Here is a 16856-nt window from a genome sequence, read left to right as displayed (position 1 = left end):
CGATATTACGATCGCCCTTCCAGGCCATTCGGCACTTCTATCGGCACCATTGCGGCAGTTTCCCCGCGTCCGCTGGCGGTGCACCGTCCGCGGGATTTAATCGATGAGATGATCGATATTCCGAGGAGATGGCGATGTGCGGAGTCGTTGGCGTCTGGCGTCCGGAAGGGCCGGTGTCGTGGGCCGTCTACGCGGGCCTGCTGGCGGCGCAGCACCGCGGGCAGGAGTCGGCGGGGGTCACGGTGGGCGACGGTGTGGCGCTGCGCACACTGCGCGGCGCCGGCCTGGTGACCGAGGTGTTCCGCGAGGGCTCGCTGGAGGAACTCTCGGGCCGGGTGGGCATCGGCCACGTACGCTACCCCACGGCCGGCGGGGACAGCGTGGCCGGCGCGCAGCCGCTGGTGGGCGTCACCCGGGCGGGCGAGCACTTCGCGCTGGCGCACAACGGCAACGTGTTGCGGATCGACCGGGGCTCGCTCAACCGGCGGGGGGTCGGCTATCTGCGTACGGGCGGGCCGCGGGAGCGGGAGGGCGAGAGCGACTCCCAGGTGCTCACCGACCAGCTGGCCGGCCGGGACGAACCACCCGCCCAGGCGCTGCGCGAGCTGCTGGGCCGGGTGCACGGCGCGTACTGCCTGGTGCTGGCCACCCGCTCGCTGCTCTGCGCCGCGCGGGACCCGCACGGGTTCCGGCCGCTCTGCCTGGGCCGGCTGCCGGACGGCGGCTGGATGGTCGCCTCAGAGAGCGCGGTCCTGGACGCCGCCGGAGCGGACTTCGTGCGCGACGTCGAACCCGGCGAGCTCCTGGTCATCGACCAGGACGGCCTGCGCTCGGAACACTTCGCCGCCGCGCCCCCCGCCACCTGCCTGTTCGAGCACGTCTACATCGCCAGGCCGGACTCCCTGATCGGCGGCAGACGCGTCCAGCAGGTACGGCAGGCCTTCGGCGCCCTGCTGGCGGCCCGGTCGCCGGTGGCCGCGGACGTGGTGGTGCCCGTGCCGGACACCGCCAGGCCGGCCGCGCTCGGCTACGCCCGGGCCGCGGGGATCGACTACGGCGAAGGGCTGGTGCGCAACCACTACCTGGGCCGTACCTTCCTGCGGCCGGGTGACGGGAGACGGCGCGACGACGTGCGGCTGAAGCTGAACCCGGTGCCCGAGGTGGTGCGCGGGCGGCGGGTGGTGCTGGTGGACGACTCGCTGGTGCGGGCCACGTCCATGCGGCAGGCGGTGGCGCTGCTGCGGCGGGCGGGCGCGGCCGAGGTGCACGTGCGGATCGCCTCGGCGACGATCTCGTGGCCGTGCTACTTCGGGGTGGACATCAGCTCCCAGGAGGAGCTGGCCGGCCACCGCATGAGCGCGGCGGAGATCGGCGCGCACGTCGGGGCCGACTCGCTGGAGTTCCTCTCCGCGGAGGGCATGCGCGAGGCGGTGGGCGGCGAGCCCTCGCTCTGCATGGGCTGCTTCACCGGCTCGTATCCGACGACCGTTCCCGCTGGGGCGCCAGCATCCGCCAGAAGAGTGCCGCCGCCAGGAAGAACACCGCCGCCTGCCCGTTGAGCAGCGCGGGCATGGGCAGCAGGCCGGCCAGCACGCCCGCCAGCATGAGGCCGATCGCCTGGACCCCGTCGGAGAGCGCGAACATGGCGCTCATGACCCGTCCGCGCAGCTCGTCGGGGGTCGCCTCCTGCGCCACCGACAGCCAGCCGGCCATGACCCAGACGGAGGGCGCGCCGCTCAGCGTGAACAGCCCCGCGTAGAACCAGATCGCGGAGGTCAGCGCGGCGGAGTTCCAGATGGCCAGGCTGACCACCCCGAAGGCGAGCAGGCTGTAGGCCGTCAGGCGGCGTACGTCGAGCCGGCGCGCCAGGTAGCCGGTCAGCGCGCCGCCGAGCAGCCCGCCGACCGCCTGTACGCCGCGCAGCAGGCCGGCCTCCGGTTCGCCGGCGCCGAGTACGTCGGTGACGAACAGGAGGAAGAAGATCACGAACAGGCCCTGGGCGAGCGACAGCAGGCCGAGGACCACGGCGACGGCCCGGAGCTCCGGGGTGCGCGCGATCAGGCTGAGCCCGGCCGAGGCGCCTCGCCAGAAGGCGGGGACGGCCCGGGCGACCGTCCTGGTCTTGGCGCCGGGCAGCGCCAGCACCAGCAGGACGGTGACGACCAGGGGCGTGACGGTTGCCGCGACGACGCCGGGCAGTCCCGTCCAGGCCAGCACGAACCCGCCGACCGGGCTGCCGACCAGGCGTCCCAGGTTGCTGTTGAGGCTGATCGCGGCGTTGGCGGTGACCAGCTGGCCGGGTTCCACCACCGACGGCACCATGGCGTTCTTCACCGACTCGAACATCGCGGTGAGCCCGGCTTCGGCCGCGACGACCAGGTAGACGATCCACAACCGGTCGCCGTCCTGCACGAGCAGCAGCGGGAGCAGCAGGAGCGCCCGGGAGACCGTCAGGACGGCCATGAAGCGGGAGCGGTTCCACCGGTCGGCGAGGATTCCGGCCAGCGGGGTGAGCAGCAGGCTCGGCAGCAGGCCGAGCATGGCGACCGTGGAGGTGACGAGGGCGGAGCCGGTGATGGACAGCGCGTACAGCGGGAGGGCGATGAGCAGCGCCCAGCGGGTTGCCTCGGTGCAGAAGCTGGCCAGCCAGAGCAGGAAGAGGGCCCGCGTACGTAACGGGTGAGGGCTCATCAGGTGTCACCGCCGGTCGCGCGTCTGACCGGGAACCCGTGCATGACGCACATCACCCGTTCCACCTCGGGCTGGGTCGACGACCGCCTCCTGGACAGGGCCGTGTAGCGCTCGACCACCGCCATCAGCTCCGCGTGCATGCCGGCGAGTTCGGCGCGGGTGAGGTCGACGGTGACGTCCACCATGAACGCCGCGTCCAGCCATCCGGTGTCCCAGTCGCCGCTCTCGTTGAACTCCTCGATGAGCCGGTACTGCTCCCGCACCGCGCTGTTCTTGATCATGGCGGCGACACCCGCGGCCTCCGGTTCGTCCAGGACGGTGGAGGCATCCCAGCGCAGGCGCTGACTGCTCAGCTGCCACCAGCGCTCGCGGGCGTCGCGCGCGTACTGCGGGGCGGGTTCGATGAATCCGTGCTGGCTGAGCTGTTTCAGGTGGTAACTGGCCTGGGCGATGGGGACTTCGACCGCGTTCGCCAGATAGGAGACCGTGGCCACTCTCGCATTGCGCAGGGCGTAGTAAAGGCGAATGCGCAGCGGATGGGCGAAGGCCTTCAGTGCGGTGACGTTCTCGACTCCCTTGGTCGTTTCCCGGTCGCTCATTTCCGCACTCACCTCGGGCCGTTTTGTTCACTTATATTTCACCCTAAAGAACTACCATGAGTTACACAACATGTCTTGCTCAATAGTTATTGTTTTGTTATAGTCCACGCTTGGGCCCATCGGGAACCTCGCCGACCAGCCCGGATCCAGCGCCGTGAGCGCCCTTTCGCATGGCCTCACCTGCGGTTTGTCACTCCAGGTAATCGAAAATCGAGCACCTAACCTTGCGCAAGGTCTCTTGCGCAAGTCTGCGCGCGTATTCCATCATGGATTCCTGACAGGTTTTCAACCATTGGTTGATAAGCGGGAAGAGCGTTTCGGTCCGGCTGCAACCAGAAGAAAGTGAGATCCATAAACCGGGGAAATGGGAGGACGATGAGCACCCGCCAATTCGCCGCCTTGCTCTTGCGCTACCGAAGGCGGACGGGGATCACTCAGCAGCAACTCGCCGATCTCTCCACGATCAGCGCCCGCGCCATCCGCGATCTCGAGAAGGGGCGCGCCAAACATCCGCGCCGCACGACCGTACGACTCCTGGCGGACGCGCTCCGCATCGACGAGCACGAACGCACCATCCTGGAACGGTCGGCCCACGACCGCCCGTACGAGGAGCACGATCTCGACCACGACTTCTTCGCCCCGGTCCAGGGATTCGGCCGGGAACACCTGTTCGAGTACAAGACCCTGCGCCTGCGCGGCCACGCGCTCGCGGTGGCGGACGACGACGGCGCCGACGCGCTGAACGAGGCGGCGAAGGAGGGCTGGCGGCTGGTCACGGTGGACCACAGTGTGGCGTTCCTGGAGCGCGACTACTCCGACGCCTACTCCGAATCGCCCTCCCGTGATTGGCGGCCGGGACACTACCCCTGATCGGTGAGACCGCCGCGTCAGGGGGGTTCGGGGGCGGGGATTCTGTCTGTGCTGGACGACCTGCCGGCCGAAGCCACGCGCTCGGTACTGGCCGGGCTCGACGAGTACGGCGAACGCGCTCCACGCCTGTTAGGTCATGGCAAACCGGGGCAAAACGACCCCATGACTGCTCAGCCCTCGAATCACGGCACCGGGCCGGGGACCATCGCGCCGGACGGGTCCGCCGTCGACTATTACGCGTTACTCAAGGCGCGAGGTGAACCCGAGCTGATCCACGGTGCGGTGCCCGCCGGGGCGCGCATTCTGGAACTGGGCGCGGGTACCGGCCGGGTCACCCGCGGACTGGTCGAGCTGGGTCATGAGGTCGTCGCGGTGGACGAGTCCGCTGAGATGCTCCAGCACATCAGGGGCGCGATAACGATCACGTCCACGATCCAGGATCTCGCGCTGCCGGAGGTCTTCGACGTCGTGTTGCTGATGTCGTACGTGCTGGAGATCTCTGGCGACGAGGCGCGGCCGGCGTTGTTGCGGAGCTGCCGCCGGCATGTGGCCGGGAACGGCTGCGTGATCATTCAGAGGCAGCCGCCGGAGTGGTACGACACGGTGACGCCCGGCGAGCGCGTCACCGCCGACGGCCACAAGGTGGCGGTCACCGACATCCGGCGCCCGGGGCCCGATCTGCTGGGCGCGACCATGCGTTATACCGTGAACGACCGCACCTGGACTCACACGTTCCTCGGCCGGCGCCTCGACGACGACTTCCTGGAGGAGTCCCTGAACGCGGCCGGACTGACGATCACCGGCTTCCTGGCCCATGACCGGGGATGGGTCCGCGCGGAACCCGTCTGAGTGAGTTCCCGCCAATTGGCGGGTGGTTCCCGCCGCATGGCGCTCGATGGGGAGGCGGAGGCGGGATCACGATGCTGGTAGGCGGTGATGTCAGCCGCGCGTAACACCATCGACATCCGGGAGCCCTCATGACCGTACCGACCCCGCCGCCGTTCGATCCGGAGCTGGCCGCGGCGCTGACCGTGATGGCGGAGTTCGTTCCGCCGTCCCTGACGCTGGAGACGCTGCCCGCGCTGCGCGGGGCGGACTTCGCCGGGCTGGGCGAGGATCTCAGCCGCGGCGGCGCGATCGACGTCAGGGAGCTGACCGTTCCGGGACCCGAGGGCGAGCCGGACATCTCGCTGCTCGTGCTGCGCCCGGCGGGCGAGGAGGCGACGCTGCCCGCGCTGTACCACATCCACGGCGGCGGCATGATCATGGGCGACAACCGGCTCATCCCCACCGAGATGGTCGACATGGTGGTGGACCTGAAGCTCGCCCTGGTCTCGGTGGAGTACCGGCTCGCGCCCGAGCATCCGCACCCGGCGCCGGTCGAGGACTGCTACGCCGGCCTGGTGTGGACGGCAAAGCACGCCGACGAGATCGGCGTGGACCCCGAGCGCATCCTGGTGGTGGGGGCGAGCGCGGGCGGCGGGCTCGCGGCGGCCGTCGCGCTGCTGGCCCGCGACCGGGGCGGCCCTGGCCTGATCGGCCAGATGCTGATCTGCCCGATGATCGACGACAGGAACGACACCGTCTCCAGCCACCAGATGGCGGGCCTGGGCGTCTGGGATCGCACGTCCAACGACACCGGCTGGACCGCCCTGCTCGGCGACCGGCGCGGCGGGCCCGACGTGTCCCCGTACGCGGCGCCCGCGCGGGCCACCGATCTGTCGGGCCTGCCGCCCGCGTTCGTGGACGTCGGCTCGGCGGAGACGTTCCGGGACGAGGACGTCGCGTACGCCACGCGGATCTGGCAGGCGGGCGGCGTGGCCGAACTGCACGTGTGGCCCGGCGGGTTCCACGGGTTCGACATGATGGCGCCGCAGGCCGCGATCTCGCAGGAGGCGAAGGCGGCGCGGCTGAGGTGGCTGCGGCGGATCCTCGGCGCCTAGCCTCACCTGGAGGGCTGAGGCAGTATGGCATGGTGAGAGAGCTCGCGGGCCGGCTGGCCGCGCTCGACCCGGACGCCAGCGCCGCCGTCCAGGTCATCGCCTACTTCGACCGCCTGGTGGAGACCAGGGCCGGGCTGGAGGCGATCGTCCGGGGCGCGGCGGTGCTGGCGGGCTGCCCGGCCCGGCTCCTCGATCCCGAGCACCGGGTGAACGTGCGGGTGCTGGGCGACGGGCGGCGGCAGGACACCGCGGATCCGCCCGACGCGGCGTGGCTGCACGCGCCGCTGGGCTACGAGCACGCCACGCTCTGGCTGGAACGCCCCGGTCCGGCGGGCGCGGTCGACCTGATGATCCTCGAACGGGCCGCCGGCGTCGCCCGCGACGCCCTGACCCGCACCCGCGGCCGCGCCCCCTCCGCCGACCCGGCCCTGGTCGAGCTCCTGCTGGACCCTGCCGCCGCCGAAGCCGACCGCCTGCACGCGGCCCGCCGCCTCCGCCTCCCCGACTCCGGCGTCTGGGCCGTCGCCGTCGCGGGCGCCCCGCCCGCCATCGAACACGCCGGTACGCGCATGCGCCTCGCGACCCCGAAAACCGCCAGAACCCCGGGACGCCGCACCGGAATCGGACCCGACGGACCCGTGGCCGACCTCCCCGACTCATGGTCAGCCGCGAAAACCGCCCTACGCTTCGCCGCCGAAGGCGACGACCAGGACCCGGGCCCGCGCGTCGTACGCGCCGACGAACTCGGCGGCCTCATGGTCCTGGCCACCGCCGTCACCGCCGACACCGAGCCGGCCCCCGACGTGCGAGCCCTCGACCACGCGGCCTCCGCCGCCCCCTGGATGCTGACCACCCTGTACGCCGCCGCCTCCGAACCCAGCCTCCGCACCGCCGCCACCACCCTGACCCTGCACCACTCGACACTCCAGGACCGCCTCACCCGAGCGGAACACCTCCTCGGCTGGAACCTCCGCGACCCCCAGGGCCGCCTGCGCCTGCAACTCGCCTTCGCCCTCAGACGCCTGCACCGGCATCCCCCCACCTGACGGACCACGGGCGGTCGACCCTGTAACACGGCCTGATGGACCCTCCCGCCGCGCCGGACCTGACCCCCGGCCGCCAGGCGACACGCATCTCGAAAAATCCCGCCTTACCCCGTCAGCGGCGGCAATCCAGGCGCGGCACGGCTCCGAATAAGAGACGTCACCCTCAGATTTCTCTCATTCAAGGAGCATTGACATGCGCAGGACTCTCGCCACCGGCCTTCTCGCGCTGGCGGCGGTCACCGTAGCCGCGGTCCCGGCCAGCGCGGCCGTCGCGACCAAGGCCGGCATCGCCGACATCAAGGTCATCGGCCTCACCAGCACCCAGCGGCTGGTCATCTTCGAAGCCGGCGGCCCCGGCTCCACCTTCGTGATCGGCAAGGTCGCGGGCCTGAAGGGCGACCGGAAGCTGGTCGGCATCGACTACCGGGTGCAGGACGGCAAACTGTACGGCGTCGGCGACAAGGGCGGCGTCTACGTCGTGAACGCCACCAACGCGCGTACGGCCAAGGTCTCGCAGCTCACCGTCGCGCTGAGCGGCAAGAGCTTCGGCGTCGACTTCAACCCGGCCGCCAACCGGCTGCGAGTGATCAGCGACAACGGCCAGAACCTCCGGCACAACATCGACGACCCGATGGGCGCGCCCGCCGCCGGCAGCACCGTGGCCGACGGCCCGCTCACCAACCTGCCCGTCCCCCCGGCGACCACCGGCGCGAAGGCGACCGGCGTGACCGCCGCCGCGTACACCAACAACGACCTCAACCCGGCCACGGCGACCACCCTGTTCGACCTCGCCCCGGACCAGGTCGTCATCCAGTCCCCCGCCAACGCGGGCTCCCTGGCCCCCACCGGCAAACTCGGCCTGACCATCTCGGGCGACGCCGGCTTCGACATCTACAGCACCCGCACCGCCAACCGCGGCTACGCCACCCTCAAGTCCACCGGCGGCTACCGCTTCTACACCGTCGACCTCCTCACCGGCCGCGCCTCCTCCCTCGGCGCCTTCCCCGCCAAGCGCCAGGTCGTCGACATCGCCATCCCCCTCAAGCAGAACTAACCCGGCACCCCAGCTCCTCCCAGCCCTCCGCACAGCGCACCAGCACGGCCCACGGTCAGCCCGAGCCCAGCCGCGATCGCCTACAGATCCGCCATCCGGCTGACCGCATCACATCCGGCGAACACGCCCAGCCGTGCCCCATCTCTTCACGCCGTCGGCGTTCCGACTTGGTGATGATCCGGCTCTTCGGGAGCTGAATGCCGTGGCGGCACCCTGGTGGGGTGCCGCCGTGGCGGTTACGGGGTTTTCAGGCCGGCCAGGCGCAGGAGCAGGTCCTTCACCTCTGTGGCGGCGTAGGTGTCCTGGTCGAGGGCGGCGTCGCTGAGGAGGACCGGGCCGTCGAGGGGGTCGTCCGGAAGGCGGCCGTGGCTGCCGCGTACGCAGGACGGGTCCAGGGGGACGACCGGCATCGTGTAGCGGAAGCCGAGTTCCTTGCGGGCCAGGGCGAGGCCGGCTTTGGCCTTGACCCAGCGGTCGTGGGGGTTGAGGAAGAGTTCGGCCGGGTCGTAGCCGGGTTTGCGGTGGATGTCGACGCCGCGGGCGAAGTCGGGGGCCTGGGCGTCGTTGAGCCAGTAGTAGTAGGTGAACCACGCGTCGGGTTCGGCGATGGCGACCAGTTCGCCGGAGCGGGCGTGGTCGAGGCCGAAGCCGGCCTTGCCGTCGGCGTCCAGGACCTGGTCCACCCCGGGCAGGGACGAGATCAGCTTGCGTACGGCGGGCGCGTCGGCTTCGTCCCGCACGTATATATGGGCGAGCTGGTGGTCGGCGACCGCGAAGGCCCGCGAGGTCCACGGGTCGAGGTACTCCATGCCCGCCTGGCGGTACACCGACAGCAGCCCCTCCTCGCGGAGGGCGCGGTTGATGTCGATCGGGCGGGAGACGTCCACGATGCCGTACTCGGAGAGGACGACGGTGGTGGCGCCGGCGGCGGAGGCGTCGTCCAGGAGGGGGCCGAGGGCCTGGTCGACGTCGCGGGCGGCGGCGATGGCCTCGGGGCCGGACGGGCCGAACCGCTGGAGGTCGTAGTCGAGGTGGGGGACGTAGACGAGGGTGAGGTCGGGGCGTTCCTTGGCGAAGATGCGGCGCGCGGCGGCGACGATCCAGCGGCTGGACTCGATGCCCGCTTTGGGACCCCAGTAGGAGAACAGGGGGAAGCGCCCGAGTTCCCGGGTCAGGTCGACGCGGAGTTCGGGCGGGGTCGTGTAACAGTCGGGTGATTTGCGGCCGTCGGCGTGGTAGATCGGGCGCGGGGTCACGGTGATCTCGGTGGCGGCGCCCATGGCGTACCACCAGCAGATGTTGGCGACCTTGTAGCCGGGCTGCACGGCGCGGGCGTCGTCCCAGATCTTGGGGCCTTCGACGAGGCCGTTGTGCTGCCGCCAGAGCATGATCTCGCCCAGGTCGCGGAAGTACCAGCCGTTGCCGACGATGCCGTGGTCGCGCGGCTGCCTGCCGGTGAGCAGGGTGGACTGCACGGAGCAGGTCACGGCGGGCAGCACGGTGCCCAGGGTGGCGGGGGCGCCGAGGGCGCGCAGGTTGGGCATGTGGTCGAGGAGCCGGGGGGTGAGCCCGACCACGTCGATGACCACCAGAGGCTTCGCGGTCACGCCGCCTCCTTCCAGATGAGTTTCCAGGTGAGCGGAGGAGTCACGCTTCCTCCTTGAGGCCGAGGTTGATCAGGCGGTCGCGGATCCACGCCAGTTCGCTGGCGATCCCGTCGACGAGGGCGTCCCGGGTGCGCGGCCGCCGGTCGGGCGGCAGCGTCTGCCAGGTGTACGTCTCCGCCTCGATGTGGTGGGTACGGGCGACCGGCCCACCCAGGACCGCCCGGAACGTCCCGTCGAGGACGTCCTGCGTGGAGCCCAGCGGCGGGGTGGGGGCGGAGTGCAGGGGCACGTGGAAGTGCACGCGCCACTGCGAACTCCCGGGCAGGCCGCCGCCGAGAGCCTCACCCAGGTCGTCCGTGCCCGCGGTGCCCTGTTCGCGGGTCTGGTGCAGGAACCGCGGCTCGTCGAAGGCGGCGAGCTCGTCCCGGGCGACGGCGGGGTCGTCGATCCGCAGCGCGCAGGACGCCTGCATCTTGATGATCGGCAACCCGGCCGCGTCGAGCCGCCCGAGCGCCTCGGCCGGCTCCTCGAACCCGACCGCCAGATGGCAGGTGTCCAGGCACACGCCCAGATAGTCGGGATCCAGGCCGGTCAGATGCTCGGCCGCCTGCGCCGTCGTCTCGACCACGCAGCCGGGCTCCGGCTCGAACCCGACCCTGACCGTCCGTCCGGTCGCCTCGGCCAGCCGCGCGAGCCCGTCCCGCAAGCGGTCCAGGTTCCGCGCCGCCGCGGCGGCCTGCTCCGCCGACCACGGCGTACGCCAGGCCAGCGGCAGCGTGGAGATGCTCCCGCCGGACACGTCGTCCGGCAGCAGCCCCGTCAGGAGCCTGGCCAGGTCCAGCGTGTAGTCGAGGCGGGCGTCCGACGTCCAGTCCGGCTGGTAGACGCGCAGCTTCGCCGACGCCTCGTCGTGGAACCCCCGGTACGGGAACCCGTTGAGGGTCACCACCTCCAGGCCCTCCCGGTCGAGGGCCGCGCGGAGCCGTACGGGTTCGGCGGGGCTGGCGGCGAGGGCGTCGGCGACCGGGCGGGACAGCCAGAGCCCGACCCCGAGCCTGGGCACGCCGAGCTTGCGCCGCACCGGCCCCGCGTAGTCGCGGAGCTGGGCGAGCACCCCGGCCAGGTCCTCGGCCGGGTGCACGTTCGTGCAGTAGGCGAGGTGCACGGTGGAACCGTCCTGGTGGCGGAACCTCACGGCGCCACGCCCCGTTTGATGGTGTTCCCCGCGTAGTCGGCGGCCGGCGTGACGTCGTCGAGTTCGAGCCGGCCGCTCTGCCCGTAGAAGGCGACGGGGTTGGCCCAGAGGACCTTGTCCACGTCCTCCTCGGTGAAGCCGTCGGCGAGCATGGCGTCGCCGACCGCGCGGGTCTTCAGCGGATCGCTGTGCCCCCAGTCGGCGGCCGAGTTCACCAGGACGCGGTCGGTGCCGTACCGGCGGAGGAGGGCGATCATCCGGTGCACGTCCATCTTCGTGTCCGGGTAGACGGAGAAGCCGGACCAGCAGCCGCTGTCGGCGACCGCCGCCGCGGTCATCTCGTTGAGGTGGTCCACCAGGACCATCTCCGGCGGCAGCCCCGAGTCCTTGACCACGTCGAGGGTCCGCACGGTGCCCGCCGCCTTGTCCCGGTGCGGGGTGTGCACCAGGACCGGCAGCTCGTGCTCGACGGCGAGCGCCAGCTGGGCCTGGAGCACCTCGTCCTCGGCGGGGGTCATCTCGTCGTAGCCGACCTCGCCGACCGCGACCACCCGGTCCTTGGCCAGGTAGCGCGGCAGCAGGTCGAGCACGCCCCGCAGCCGGGGGTCGTTGGCCTCTTTCGGGTTGAGGGCGATGGCGCAGTGGTGGGCGATGCCGTACTGCGCCGCCCGGTACGGCTCCCAGCCGAGCAGCCCGTCGAAGTAGTCGGCGAACGTGTCCGGCGAGGTGCGGGGCTGGCCCAGCCAGAAGGCGGGTTCGACCAGGGCGCGCACGCCGGCGTCGTACATGCGGCGGTAGTCGTCGGTGGTGCGCGAGGTCATGTGGATGTGCGGGTCGAAGATTCGCATCAGGAGGCGCCCTTCGGGTCGGAGGACAGGCCGGCCAGCAGGTCCGGGTGGCTTTCGAGGATCGGCCAGATGTCGGACGGCACCGGCCGCCCGGCCGCTTCGCGCTCCTTGGCGAAGTCGGCCATCATCCGGGCCAGCTCCCGGTCCGCGCGCGACTCCAGACCGGCCACGCCCGCCAGGGGCACGCCGGTGAAGACGCATTTCAGGACGGCCTGCCGGTAGGCGTCGGCGGGCAGCCGGGCGGCGCCGTACCGGCCGAGGGCGGCGCCGATCAGTCGGGTGTCGCTGGTGCGCAGCGCGTCCCTGACGATCGGCAGGCCCGCGTCGCCGAGCCGTCCGGCGTCGCCGAAGGCGGACAGCGACGCCAGCACGGCGAGGCGTTCGCCGGCGTCGCCGTGGGCGTACAGGTCGAACAGGAGCGTGCCGAGCGGCTCGCCGTCGAGCGGGAGCTCCAGCAGCAGGGTGACCCGGACCGCCTGGTCGACGGTCCAGCCGTCGTCCAGCGGGCCCCGGCCGCAGCGCCGCCCGGCCGCGGGGAAGAGCGCGAAGACCGCGCCGGCGTCGGCGTGGATCTTGGCGACGGCGGCGTCCAGCCAGCTGACGCCGTCACCGGTCAGGTGCGGGCGAATGGTGGGGATCATGACACCGCCTCTCGGAGGAAACGCAGGGAACGTTCTGCCACGGCCGGCGCGGCGTGGCTGTGCCGGGGCAGCTCGACGCTGACCAGGCCCCGGTAGCCGGTGCCGGCGAGCGCGGCCAGCACCGGCGGGAAGTCGATCTCCCCTTCGCCGAACTCCAGGTGCTCGTGCACGTCCCGCCGCATGTCGTCGATCTGCACGTTCACCAGGTACGGCCCGGCCCGCCGCACCGCCTCGGGCACGGAGTCCGGCTCGTTGCACCGGCAGTGCCCGATGTCCAGGGTGAGACCCAGCCGGGCGGGCTGCCCGAGCATGCCGCGCAGCCGCTCGTACCCGGCGAGGTCCTCGACGAGCATGCCGGGCTCCGGCTCGAACCCGAGCGTCATCCCGCACGACTCCGCCTCGACCAGTACGGCCTCGACGCCTTTGGCCAGGTTGTCCCAGCCGTCCTGGACGCCGGGCGGGCGGGTGCCGCTCCAGAACGAGACGGCCTCCGCCCCCAGCTCGGACCCGACCTGGATCGCCCGCTTGAGCAGGTCCACCCGGGGGGCGGCCTGCTCCGCCGGGTGCACCAGCGTCGGGTGGTGCTTGTGCACCGGGTCGAGGACGTAGCGCCCGCCGGTCTCGATCACCAGGCTCAGGCTGAGCCGGTCCAGCCAGCGGCCGACCTGCGCGACCCGCCGCGACAGGAACGGCCCGTACGGGTCGAGGTGGCCGCTGTCCAGGGTGAGGGCGACGCCCTCGTAGCCGAGGTCGGCGATGACGACGAGCGCGTCCGACAGCCGGTGGTTGGCGAACCCGTTGGTGCCGTAACCGAATCTCATGTCGCCGCTCATGTGGGGGACACCTTCTTGGCCAGGTTCGCGGCCACCGGATGCGCCGCCGCCAGCGCGACGGCGGGGACGATCCTGCCGCTGCCGGCGGTGAGGGCGGCCTGCAGCGGCAGCAGCCCGATGATGCTGCGGCCGACGGCCGACCGGGTCTGCTTGGCGTCGCGGCTGCGGGCCGCCGCCAACTGCGGCCGGCCGACCAGCGCGGCGTAGCCGGCGAGCAGCCCGAACCCGGCCAGTTTCGCCAGCCGGTCGCCGCCCTTGGCGATGTGCCAGGCGGCCAGTCCGGCCGCCACGCCGGTCGCGGCCAGGGTCACGGCGGAGCGGACCGCCGAGCCGCCGGTCACCTCGCCGCGGCTCAGGGTGGTGACGCCGAGCGTGTGCGCGGCCACCGACGCCGCCGCCAGCGGGCTGGTCGAGGGCCCGCCGAGCATGACGTCGAGCCCGCGCGCGGCGGCCATCGCGACCGGGCCGAGGACGGTGTCCTTGAGACCCATGTCGTACGCCCAGACCACGCCGGCCAGGCCGGTGGCGACACCGAGACCCCGGCGCCCGCCGGACAGACCGGCGAGGCCGACGCCCGCGGCGGTGAGCCCGGCGGCGACGGCGAGCGCCTGCCCCGGCCGGATCCGGCCGGACGGGATGGGCCGCTCGGGCCGCTCCCGCGCGTCCAGCTCCCGGTCGGCGTAGTCGTTGAGCGCCATCCCGGCCCAGTACAGGCAGACCGAGGAGGCGGCCAGGCCGGGCTGCGCCGACCCGCCCGCCACCGTGTCGCCCGGAACCGTCAGCGCCGCCGGGGCCCGGACGAGCTGGGCCAACGAGGCGAGGTCCATCTCACTCCCCCAGCCACTGGCGGAGCGCCTCGTACTGCGCGTGTAAGCGGTGCTCGTTGCTGCCCACCGGGTCCTTGAAGAAGAACCCGAACTCGGCGACGGGACCGGAGACGCCGCGTTCGTGGGCCCGCGCCATCAGCCTGGCCAGGTCCAGCACCAGCGGCGCGGCCAGCGCGGAGTCGCAGCCCTCCCAGGTGAACTGCATCGACATGCGCACGCCGAGGAAGCCCTCGAACGTGATGTGGTCCCAGGCGGTCTTCCAGTCGCCCAGGTGCGGCACGTTGTCGATGTGGGTACGGCCCTCCACCGGGTGCCCGAGGATCTCGGTGAGCGCCCGGTCCTTGGAGATGCGCTTGCTCTCCCCCGCCGCCGGGTCGGCCAGCGTCGCGCCGTCCCCGCCGCCCAGCAGATTGGTCCCCGACCAGGACCGCACCGCCAGCCCGCGCACCGCGAACATCGGCGCGAGCGCGGTCTTCACCAGGGTCTCGCCGGTCTTGGCGTCACTCCCGGCGTACGGCAGGCCGCGCCGCCTGGCGAGTTCGTCCAGGGCGGGGATGCGGGCGCCCGTGGACGGCGTGAAGTCGACGTACGGGCAGCCGGCGCTGAGCGCCGCGTAGGCGTACAGGGAGGACGGCGGCAGAACCGGGACGTCTCCCTCCAGCGCCTGCTCCAGCGCCTCCAGGGTCAGATGCGCCGGGTCGGGCGTCGCGGGCGGCTCGGTGGAGGAGACGTTGATCACGATGACCCGGCCCAGGCCCCGGCGTTCGCGGAACTCGGCCAGGTCGCTGATCAGCCGCCGGGCCACCGCGCCCTGCTGGCCTCCCTCGGTGGCCCCCGGCCGGATCTCGCTGTCGGCCGCGTCCAGCGCGGGCCGGACGAGCTCGGCGAGGGGCGCCGGGATCACCCCGGATCGGGTCAGCTCCTCAGCCCGCTTGGTCAGCGGCGTGCTGGTGACGTCATGTCCACCGAACACCAGATGGCCGAATCCGGGCAGCCCGTGGCCCCGGAAGTCCGCCGATTCGGTCACGCATGCGATCGGCGGGGCCAGCCCGGCCCGCAGCGCTGCCGCGCCCGCGACGACCGTGGTCGCCACCGAGCCTCGCGCCCCGATCAACCAAATCCCGACCATCATGACGACAGCGGAATCGAAGGAACGTGCGTAGACATGGAAATTCCTCTCCTGACATAGGTCGAACTGTCAGGCAAGGCGCGCGCCGACGCGCTTGTTGCCGGGTGCTGCGGTCATGCGGATACAACGGTCGCCGGACGGGGTGCCGCCGCCGGCTGGTGGTGCATACGGGCATTGTCACCTACACGCCGCCCGCGGACGAGCGCCCGGCCGGCCCGAAGCCGATCGCGGCGGGATCGTCCAGGATGTGATCGACAACCATGCTCGCGGCGCCGCGGGAGGCGGCGCCAAAACCCAGGTTGGAGGCGAGGAACCGGCAACGGGCCGCCGGGCCCGCCACCACGAGACGTTCCAGCTCGGCCTGCGCGGGCGGGATGAGCCGCTCGGCCAGCCGGGCGAAGTATCCGCCTATCACGATCACTCTCGGGTTGAAGAGGTTGACCAGGATCGAGCCGCCGAGCCCGAGCCATCTGCCTACCTCCGCGACGGCGGCGAGCGTACGCGGTTCGCCCGCCGCCAGAGCTCTGGAGATCTCCTTCACACGAACCTCGGGGTCCGGCGGCGCGGCGGCGCCGCGCTCGTACGCCCGTTCCGGGGTGGCGGCCCGCACCAGCGCGGCGAGCCCCACCTTGGTCTCCCAGCAGCCGGTACGGCCGCAGCCGCAGCGCCGCCCCGCCGGGTTGACCGGCAGGTGGCCGACCTCCCCGGAGAAGCCGTCGGCGCCGCGAAGCAATCGCCCGCTCACCATGATCCCGCCGCCGACGCCGACTTCGCCGGTGAGGTAGACCATGTCGGGGGTCCCCGCCGCGACACCGGAGGTGTACTCGGCCAGGGCGGATAAGTTGGCGTCGTTGTCCACGCCGACGGGGGCGCGGAAGGCGCCGAGCTCGCCGCGGAGCCGTTCGGCGAGCGGCAGGCCGTCCCAGCCGAGGTTGGGGGCCAGGGTGACCACGCCGGGGCCGATGTCGACCAGGCCGGGCACGGCGACCACGATCCCGCCGGGCGCGGCGCCGGCCTTGCGCATCTCGGCGATCGCCTTCCTGGCGACCCGGCCGAGTTCCACCAGGGAGCGGTCGGGGCCGGCGTTCATGGCGTCGAAGCCGACGCGCCGCTCCACCAGCACGCGGCCGCCCAGGTCGATGCCGTGGACCGCGATGTAGTCGACGTTGATCTCCATGCCCAGCGCGCCCACGTGCGAGCCGTCCAGCGCGACGGCCCGGCGTGGGCGGCCGATGGCCCCCGCCCTGGCCGTGCCGAGCTCGCGGACCAGGCCGCGTTCGATGAGCTCGGCCATCAGGCTGGAGACGGTGGCCCGGTGCAGGCCGGTCGCGTCGGCCACGTCGGAGCGGGAGCACGAGCCCTCGTCCCGCAGGTGGCGCAGGACCAGGGAGAGGTTCGCCCGGCGGAGGGAGGCGTGCCCGACCGGCTGCGCTCGGGGGAGCGCCGTCCGGGTCGAGGGCTGCCGCGACACGCCACTCCCCCTCTTAGTATTTATTGGAGATTAATTAACCGAGTTATAACACGGCCCGATATCGCCCGACATCCCCATGAAATATCACGAATTCGCATCAGG

The 16856-nt window shown here is 72.0% G+C and carries 16 protein-coding genes; 6 read left to right on the top strand and 10 right to left on the bottom strand.

The window, feature by feature from the left end:
• Positions 1-134: 134 nt before the first annotated feature.
• The gene (gene purF, locus Aph01nite_RS23625; protein WP_239161911.1) at positions 135-1559 is read left to right on the top strand and encodes an amidophosphoribosyltransferase; all 1425 of its coding nucleotides are present in this window, start codon (positions 135-137) and stop codon (positions 1557-1559) included.
• On the opposite strand, the gene Aph01nite_RS23620 is transcribed toward purF, so the two are convergent.
• A complete protein-coding gene (locus tag Aph01nite_RS23620) occupies positions 1465-2691 on the bottom strand; it encodes an MFS transporter (RefSeq protein ID WP_204043150.1) in 1227 nt (408 codons plus the stop codon). The two genes, purF and Aph01nite_RS23620, sit on opposite strands and share 95 nt — an antisense overlap.
• Positions 2691-3290 carry a helix-turn-helix domain-containing protein gene (locus tag Aph01nite_RS23615; protein WP_204043149.1) on the bottom strand — a complete coding sequence of 200 codons (600 nt, stop codon included), beginning with the start codon at positions 3288-3290 and terminating at the stop codon, positions 2691-2693. The genes Aph01nite_RS23620 and Aph01nite_RS23615 overlap by 1 nt, the downstream gene beginning before the upstream one ends.
• A 375-nt stretch (positions 3291-3665) precedes the next feature.
• Here Aph01nite_RS23615 and Aph01nite_RS23610 point away from each other — a divergent pair, with 375 nt between their 5' ends.
• From Aph01nite_RS23610 to Aph01nite_RS23590, 5 genes are all read left to right on the top strand, one after another.
• A complete protein-coding gene (locus Aph01nite_RS23610) occupies positions 3666-4160 on the top strand; it encodes a helix-turn-helix domain-containing protein (RefSeq protein WP_204043148.1) in 495 nt (164 codons plus the stop codon).
• A 48-nt stretch (positions 4161-4208) separates the two neighbouring features.
• Entirely contained in the window at positions 4209-5009 is an 801-nt protein-coding gene (locus Aph01nite_RS23605) for a class I SAM-dependent methyltransferase (protein WP_204043147.1), read from the top strand.
• 128 nt (positions 5010-5137) lie between these two features.
• The gene (locus tag Aph01nite_RS23600) at positions 5138-6103 is read left to right on the top strand and encodes an alpha/beta hydrolase (RefSeq protein WP_204043146.1); all 966 of its coding nucleotides are present in this window, start codon (positions 5138-5140) and stop codon (positions 6101-6103) included.
• Positions 6104-6132: 29 nt separating this feature from the next.
• The gene (locus tag Aph01nite_RS42235) at positions 6133-7149 is read left to right on the top strand and encodes a helix-turn-helix domain-containing protein (protein ID WP_204043145.1); all 1017 of its coding nucleotides are present in this window, start codon (positions 6133-6135) and stop codon (positions 7147-7149) included.
• A 193-nt stretch (positions 7150-7342) separates the two neighbouring features.
• Positions 7343-8203 carry a DUF4394 domain-containing protein gene (locus Aph01nite_RS23590; RefSeq protein WP_204043144.1) on the top strand — a complete coding sequence of 287 codons (861 nt, stop codon included), beginning with the start codon at positions 7343-7345 and terminating at the stop codon, positions 8201-8203.
• Positions 8204-8439: 236 nt separating this feature from the next.
• Here Aph01nite_RS23590 and Aph01nite_RS23585 read toward each other — a convergent pair whose 3' ends face one another.
• The 8 genes from Aph01nite_RS23585 to Aph01nite_RS23550 all read right to left on the bottom strand — a co-directional run bounded on the left by Aph01nite_RS23585 (position 8440) and on the right by Aph01nite_RS23550 (position 16754).
• Positions 8440-9810, bottom strand: coding sequence for an alkaline phosphatase family protein (locus Aph01nite_RS23585; RefSeq protein WP_204043143.1), 1371 nt, complete (start codon positions 9808-9810; stop codon positions 8440-8442).
• A 40-nt stretch (positions 9811-9850) separates the two neighbouring features.
• Complete coding sequence (eboE, locus tag Aph01nite_RS23580) at positions 9851-11005, bottom strand: metabolite traffic protein EboE (RefSeq protein ID WP_204043142.1); 1155 nt, start codon at positions 11003-11005, stop codon at positions 9851-9853.
• Positions 11002-11853: a TatD family hydrolase gene (locus Aph01nite_RS23575; protein ID WP_204043141.1), complete on the bottom strand. Its 852-nt coding sequence runs from the start codon at positions 11851-11853 to the stop codon at positions 11002-11004. Before Aph01nite_RS23575 ends, eboE begins: the two co-directional genes overlap by 4 nt.
• The gene (locus Aph01nite_RS23570) at positions 11853-12494 is read right to left on the bottom strand and encodes an EboA domain-containing protein (RefSeq protein ID WP_204043140.1); all 642 of its coding nucleotides are present in this window, start codon (positions 12492-12494) and stop codon (positions 11853-11855) included. Before Aph01nite_RS23570 ends, Aph01nite_RS23575 begins: the two co-directional genes overlap by 1 nt.
• Entirely contained in the window at positions 12491-13315 is an 825-nt protein-coding gene (locus Aph01nite_RS23565; RefSeq protein ID WP_204043139.1) for a sugar phosphate isomerase/epimerase family protein, read from the bottom strand. Before Aph01nite_RS23565 ends, Aph01nite_RS23570 begins: the two co-directional genes overlap by 4 nt.
• An 8-nt stretch (positions 13316-13323) precedes the next feature.
• On the bottom strand, positions 13324-14154 hold the full coding sequence (locus Aph01nite_RS23560; protein WP_204043138.1) for an SCO3242 family prenyltransferase: 831 nt from the start codon (positions 14152-14154) through the stop codon (positions 13324-13326).
• A 1-nt stretch (position 14155) separates the two neighbouring features.
• Entirely contained in the window at positions 14156-15286 is a 1131-nt protein-coding gene (locus Aph01nite_RS23555) for an inositol-3-phosphate synthase (RefSeq protein ID WP_204043137.1), read from the bottom strand.
• Between the two features lie 178 nt (positions 15287-15464).
• Complete coding sequence (locus tag Aph01nite_RS23550; RefSeq protein WP_204043136.1) at positions 15465-16754, bottom strand: ROK family transcriptional regulator; 1290 nt, start codon at positions 16752-16754, stop codon at positions 15465-15467.
• Positions 16755-16856 lie beyond the last annotated feature (102 nt).

Source organism: Acrocarpospora phusangensis (assembly GCF_016862995.1).
Classification (GTDB): Bacteria; Actinomycetota; Actinomycetes; order Streptosporangiales; family Streptosporangiaceae; genus Acrocarpospora; species Acrocarpospora phusangensis.
The sequence above is the reverse complement of the archived record's forward strand: the minus strand, read 5'-3'. Positions and strand labels throughout refer to the sequence as shown.

Coding starts and splice junctions, on each gene's coding strand:
- purF (WP_239161911.1), top strand. CDS start 135: ATGTGCGGAGTCGTTGGCGTCTGGCGTCCGGAAGGGCCGGTGTCGTGG.
- Aph01nite_RS23620 (WP_204043150.1), bottom strand. CDS start 2,691: ATGAGCCCTCACCCGTTACGTACGCGGGCCCTCTTCCTGCTCTGGCTG.
- Aph01nite_RS23615 (WP_204043149.1), bottom strand. CDS start 3,290: ATGAGCGACCGGGAAACGACCAAGGGAGTCGAGAACGTCACCGCACTG.
- Aph01nite_RS23610 (WP_204043148.1), top strand. CDS start 3,666: ATGAGCACCCGCCAATTCGCCGCCTTGCTCTTGCGCTACCGAAGGCGG.
- Aph01nite_RS23600 (WP_204043146.1), top strand. CDS start 5,138: ATGACCGTACCGACCCCGCCGCCGTTCGATCCGGAGCTGGCCGCGGCG.
- Aph01nite_RS42235 (WP_204043145.1), top strand. CDS start 6,133: ATGGTGAGAGAGCTCGCGGGCCGGCTGGCCGCGCTCGACCCGGACGCC.
- Aph01nite_RS23590 (WP_204043144.1), top strand. CDS start 7,343: ATGCGCAGGACTCTCGCCACCGGCCTTCTCGCGCTGGCGGCGGTCACC.
- Aph01nite_RS23575 (WP_204043141.1), bottom strand. CDS start 11,853: ATGCGAATCTTCGACCCGCACATCCACATGACCTCGCGCACCACCGAC.
- Aph01nite_RS23570 (WP_204043140.1), bottom strand. CDS start 12,494: ATGATCCCCACCATTCGCCCGCACCTGACCGGTGACGGCGTCAGCTGG.
- Aph01nite_RS23565 (WP_204043139.1), bottom strand. CDS start 13,315: ATGAGATTCGGTTACGGCACCAACGGGTTCGCCAACCACCGGCTGTCG.
- Aph01nite_RS23560 (WP_204043138.1), bottom strand. CDS start 14,154: ATGGACCTCGCCTCGTTGGCCCAGCTCGTCCGGGCCCCGGCGGCGCTG.
- Aph01nite_RS23555 (WP_204043137.1), bottom strand. CDS start 15,286: ATGATGGTCGGGATTTGGTTGATCGGGGCGCGAGGCTCGGTGGCGACC.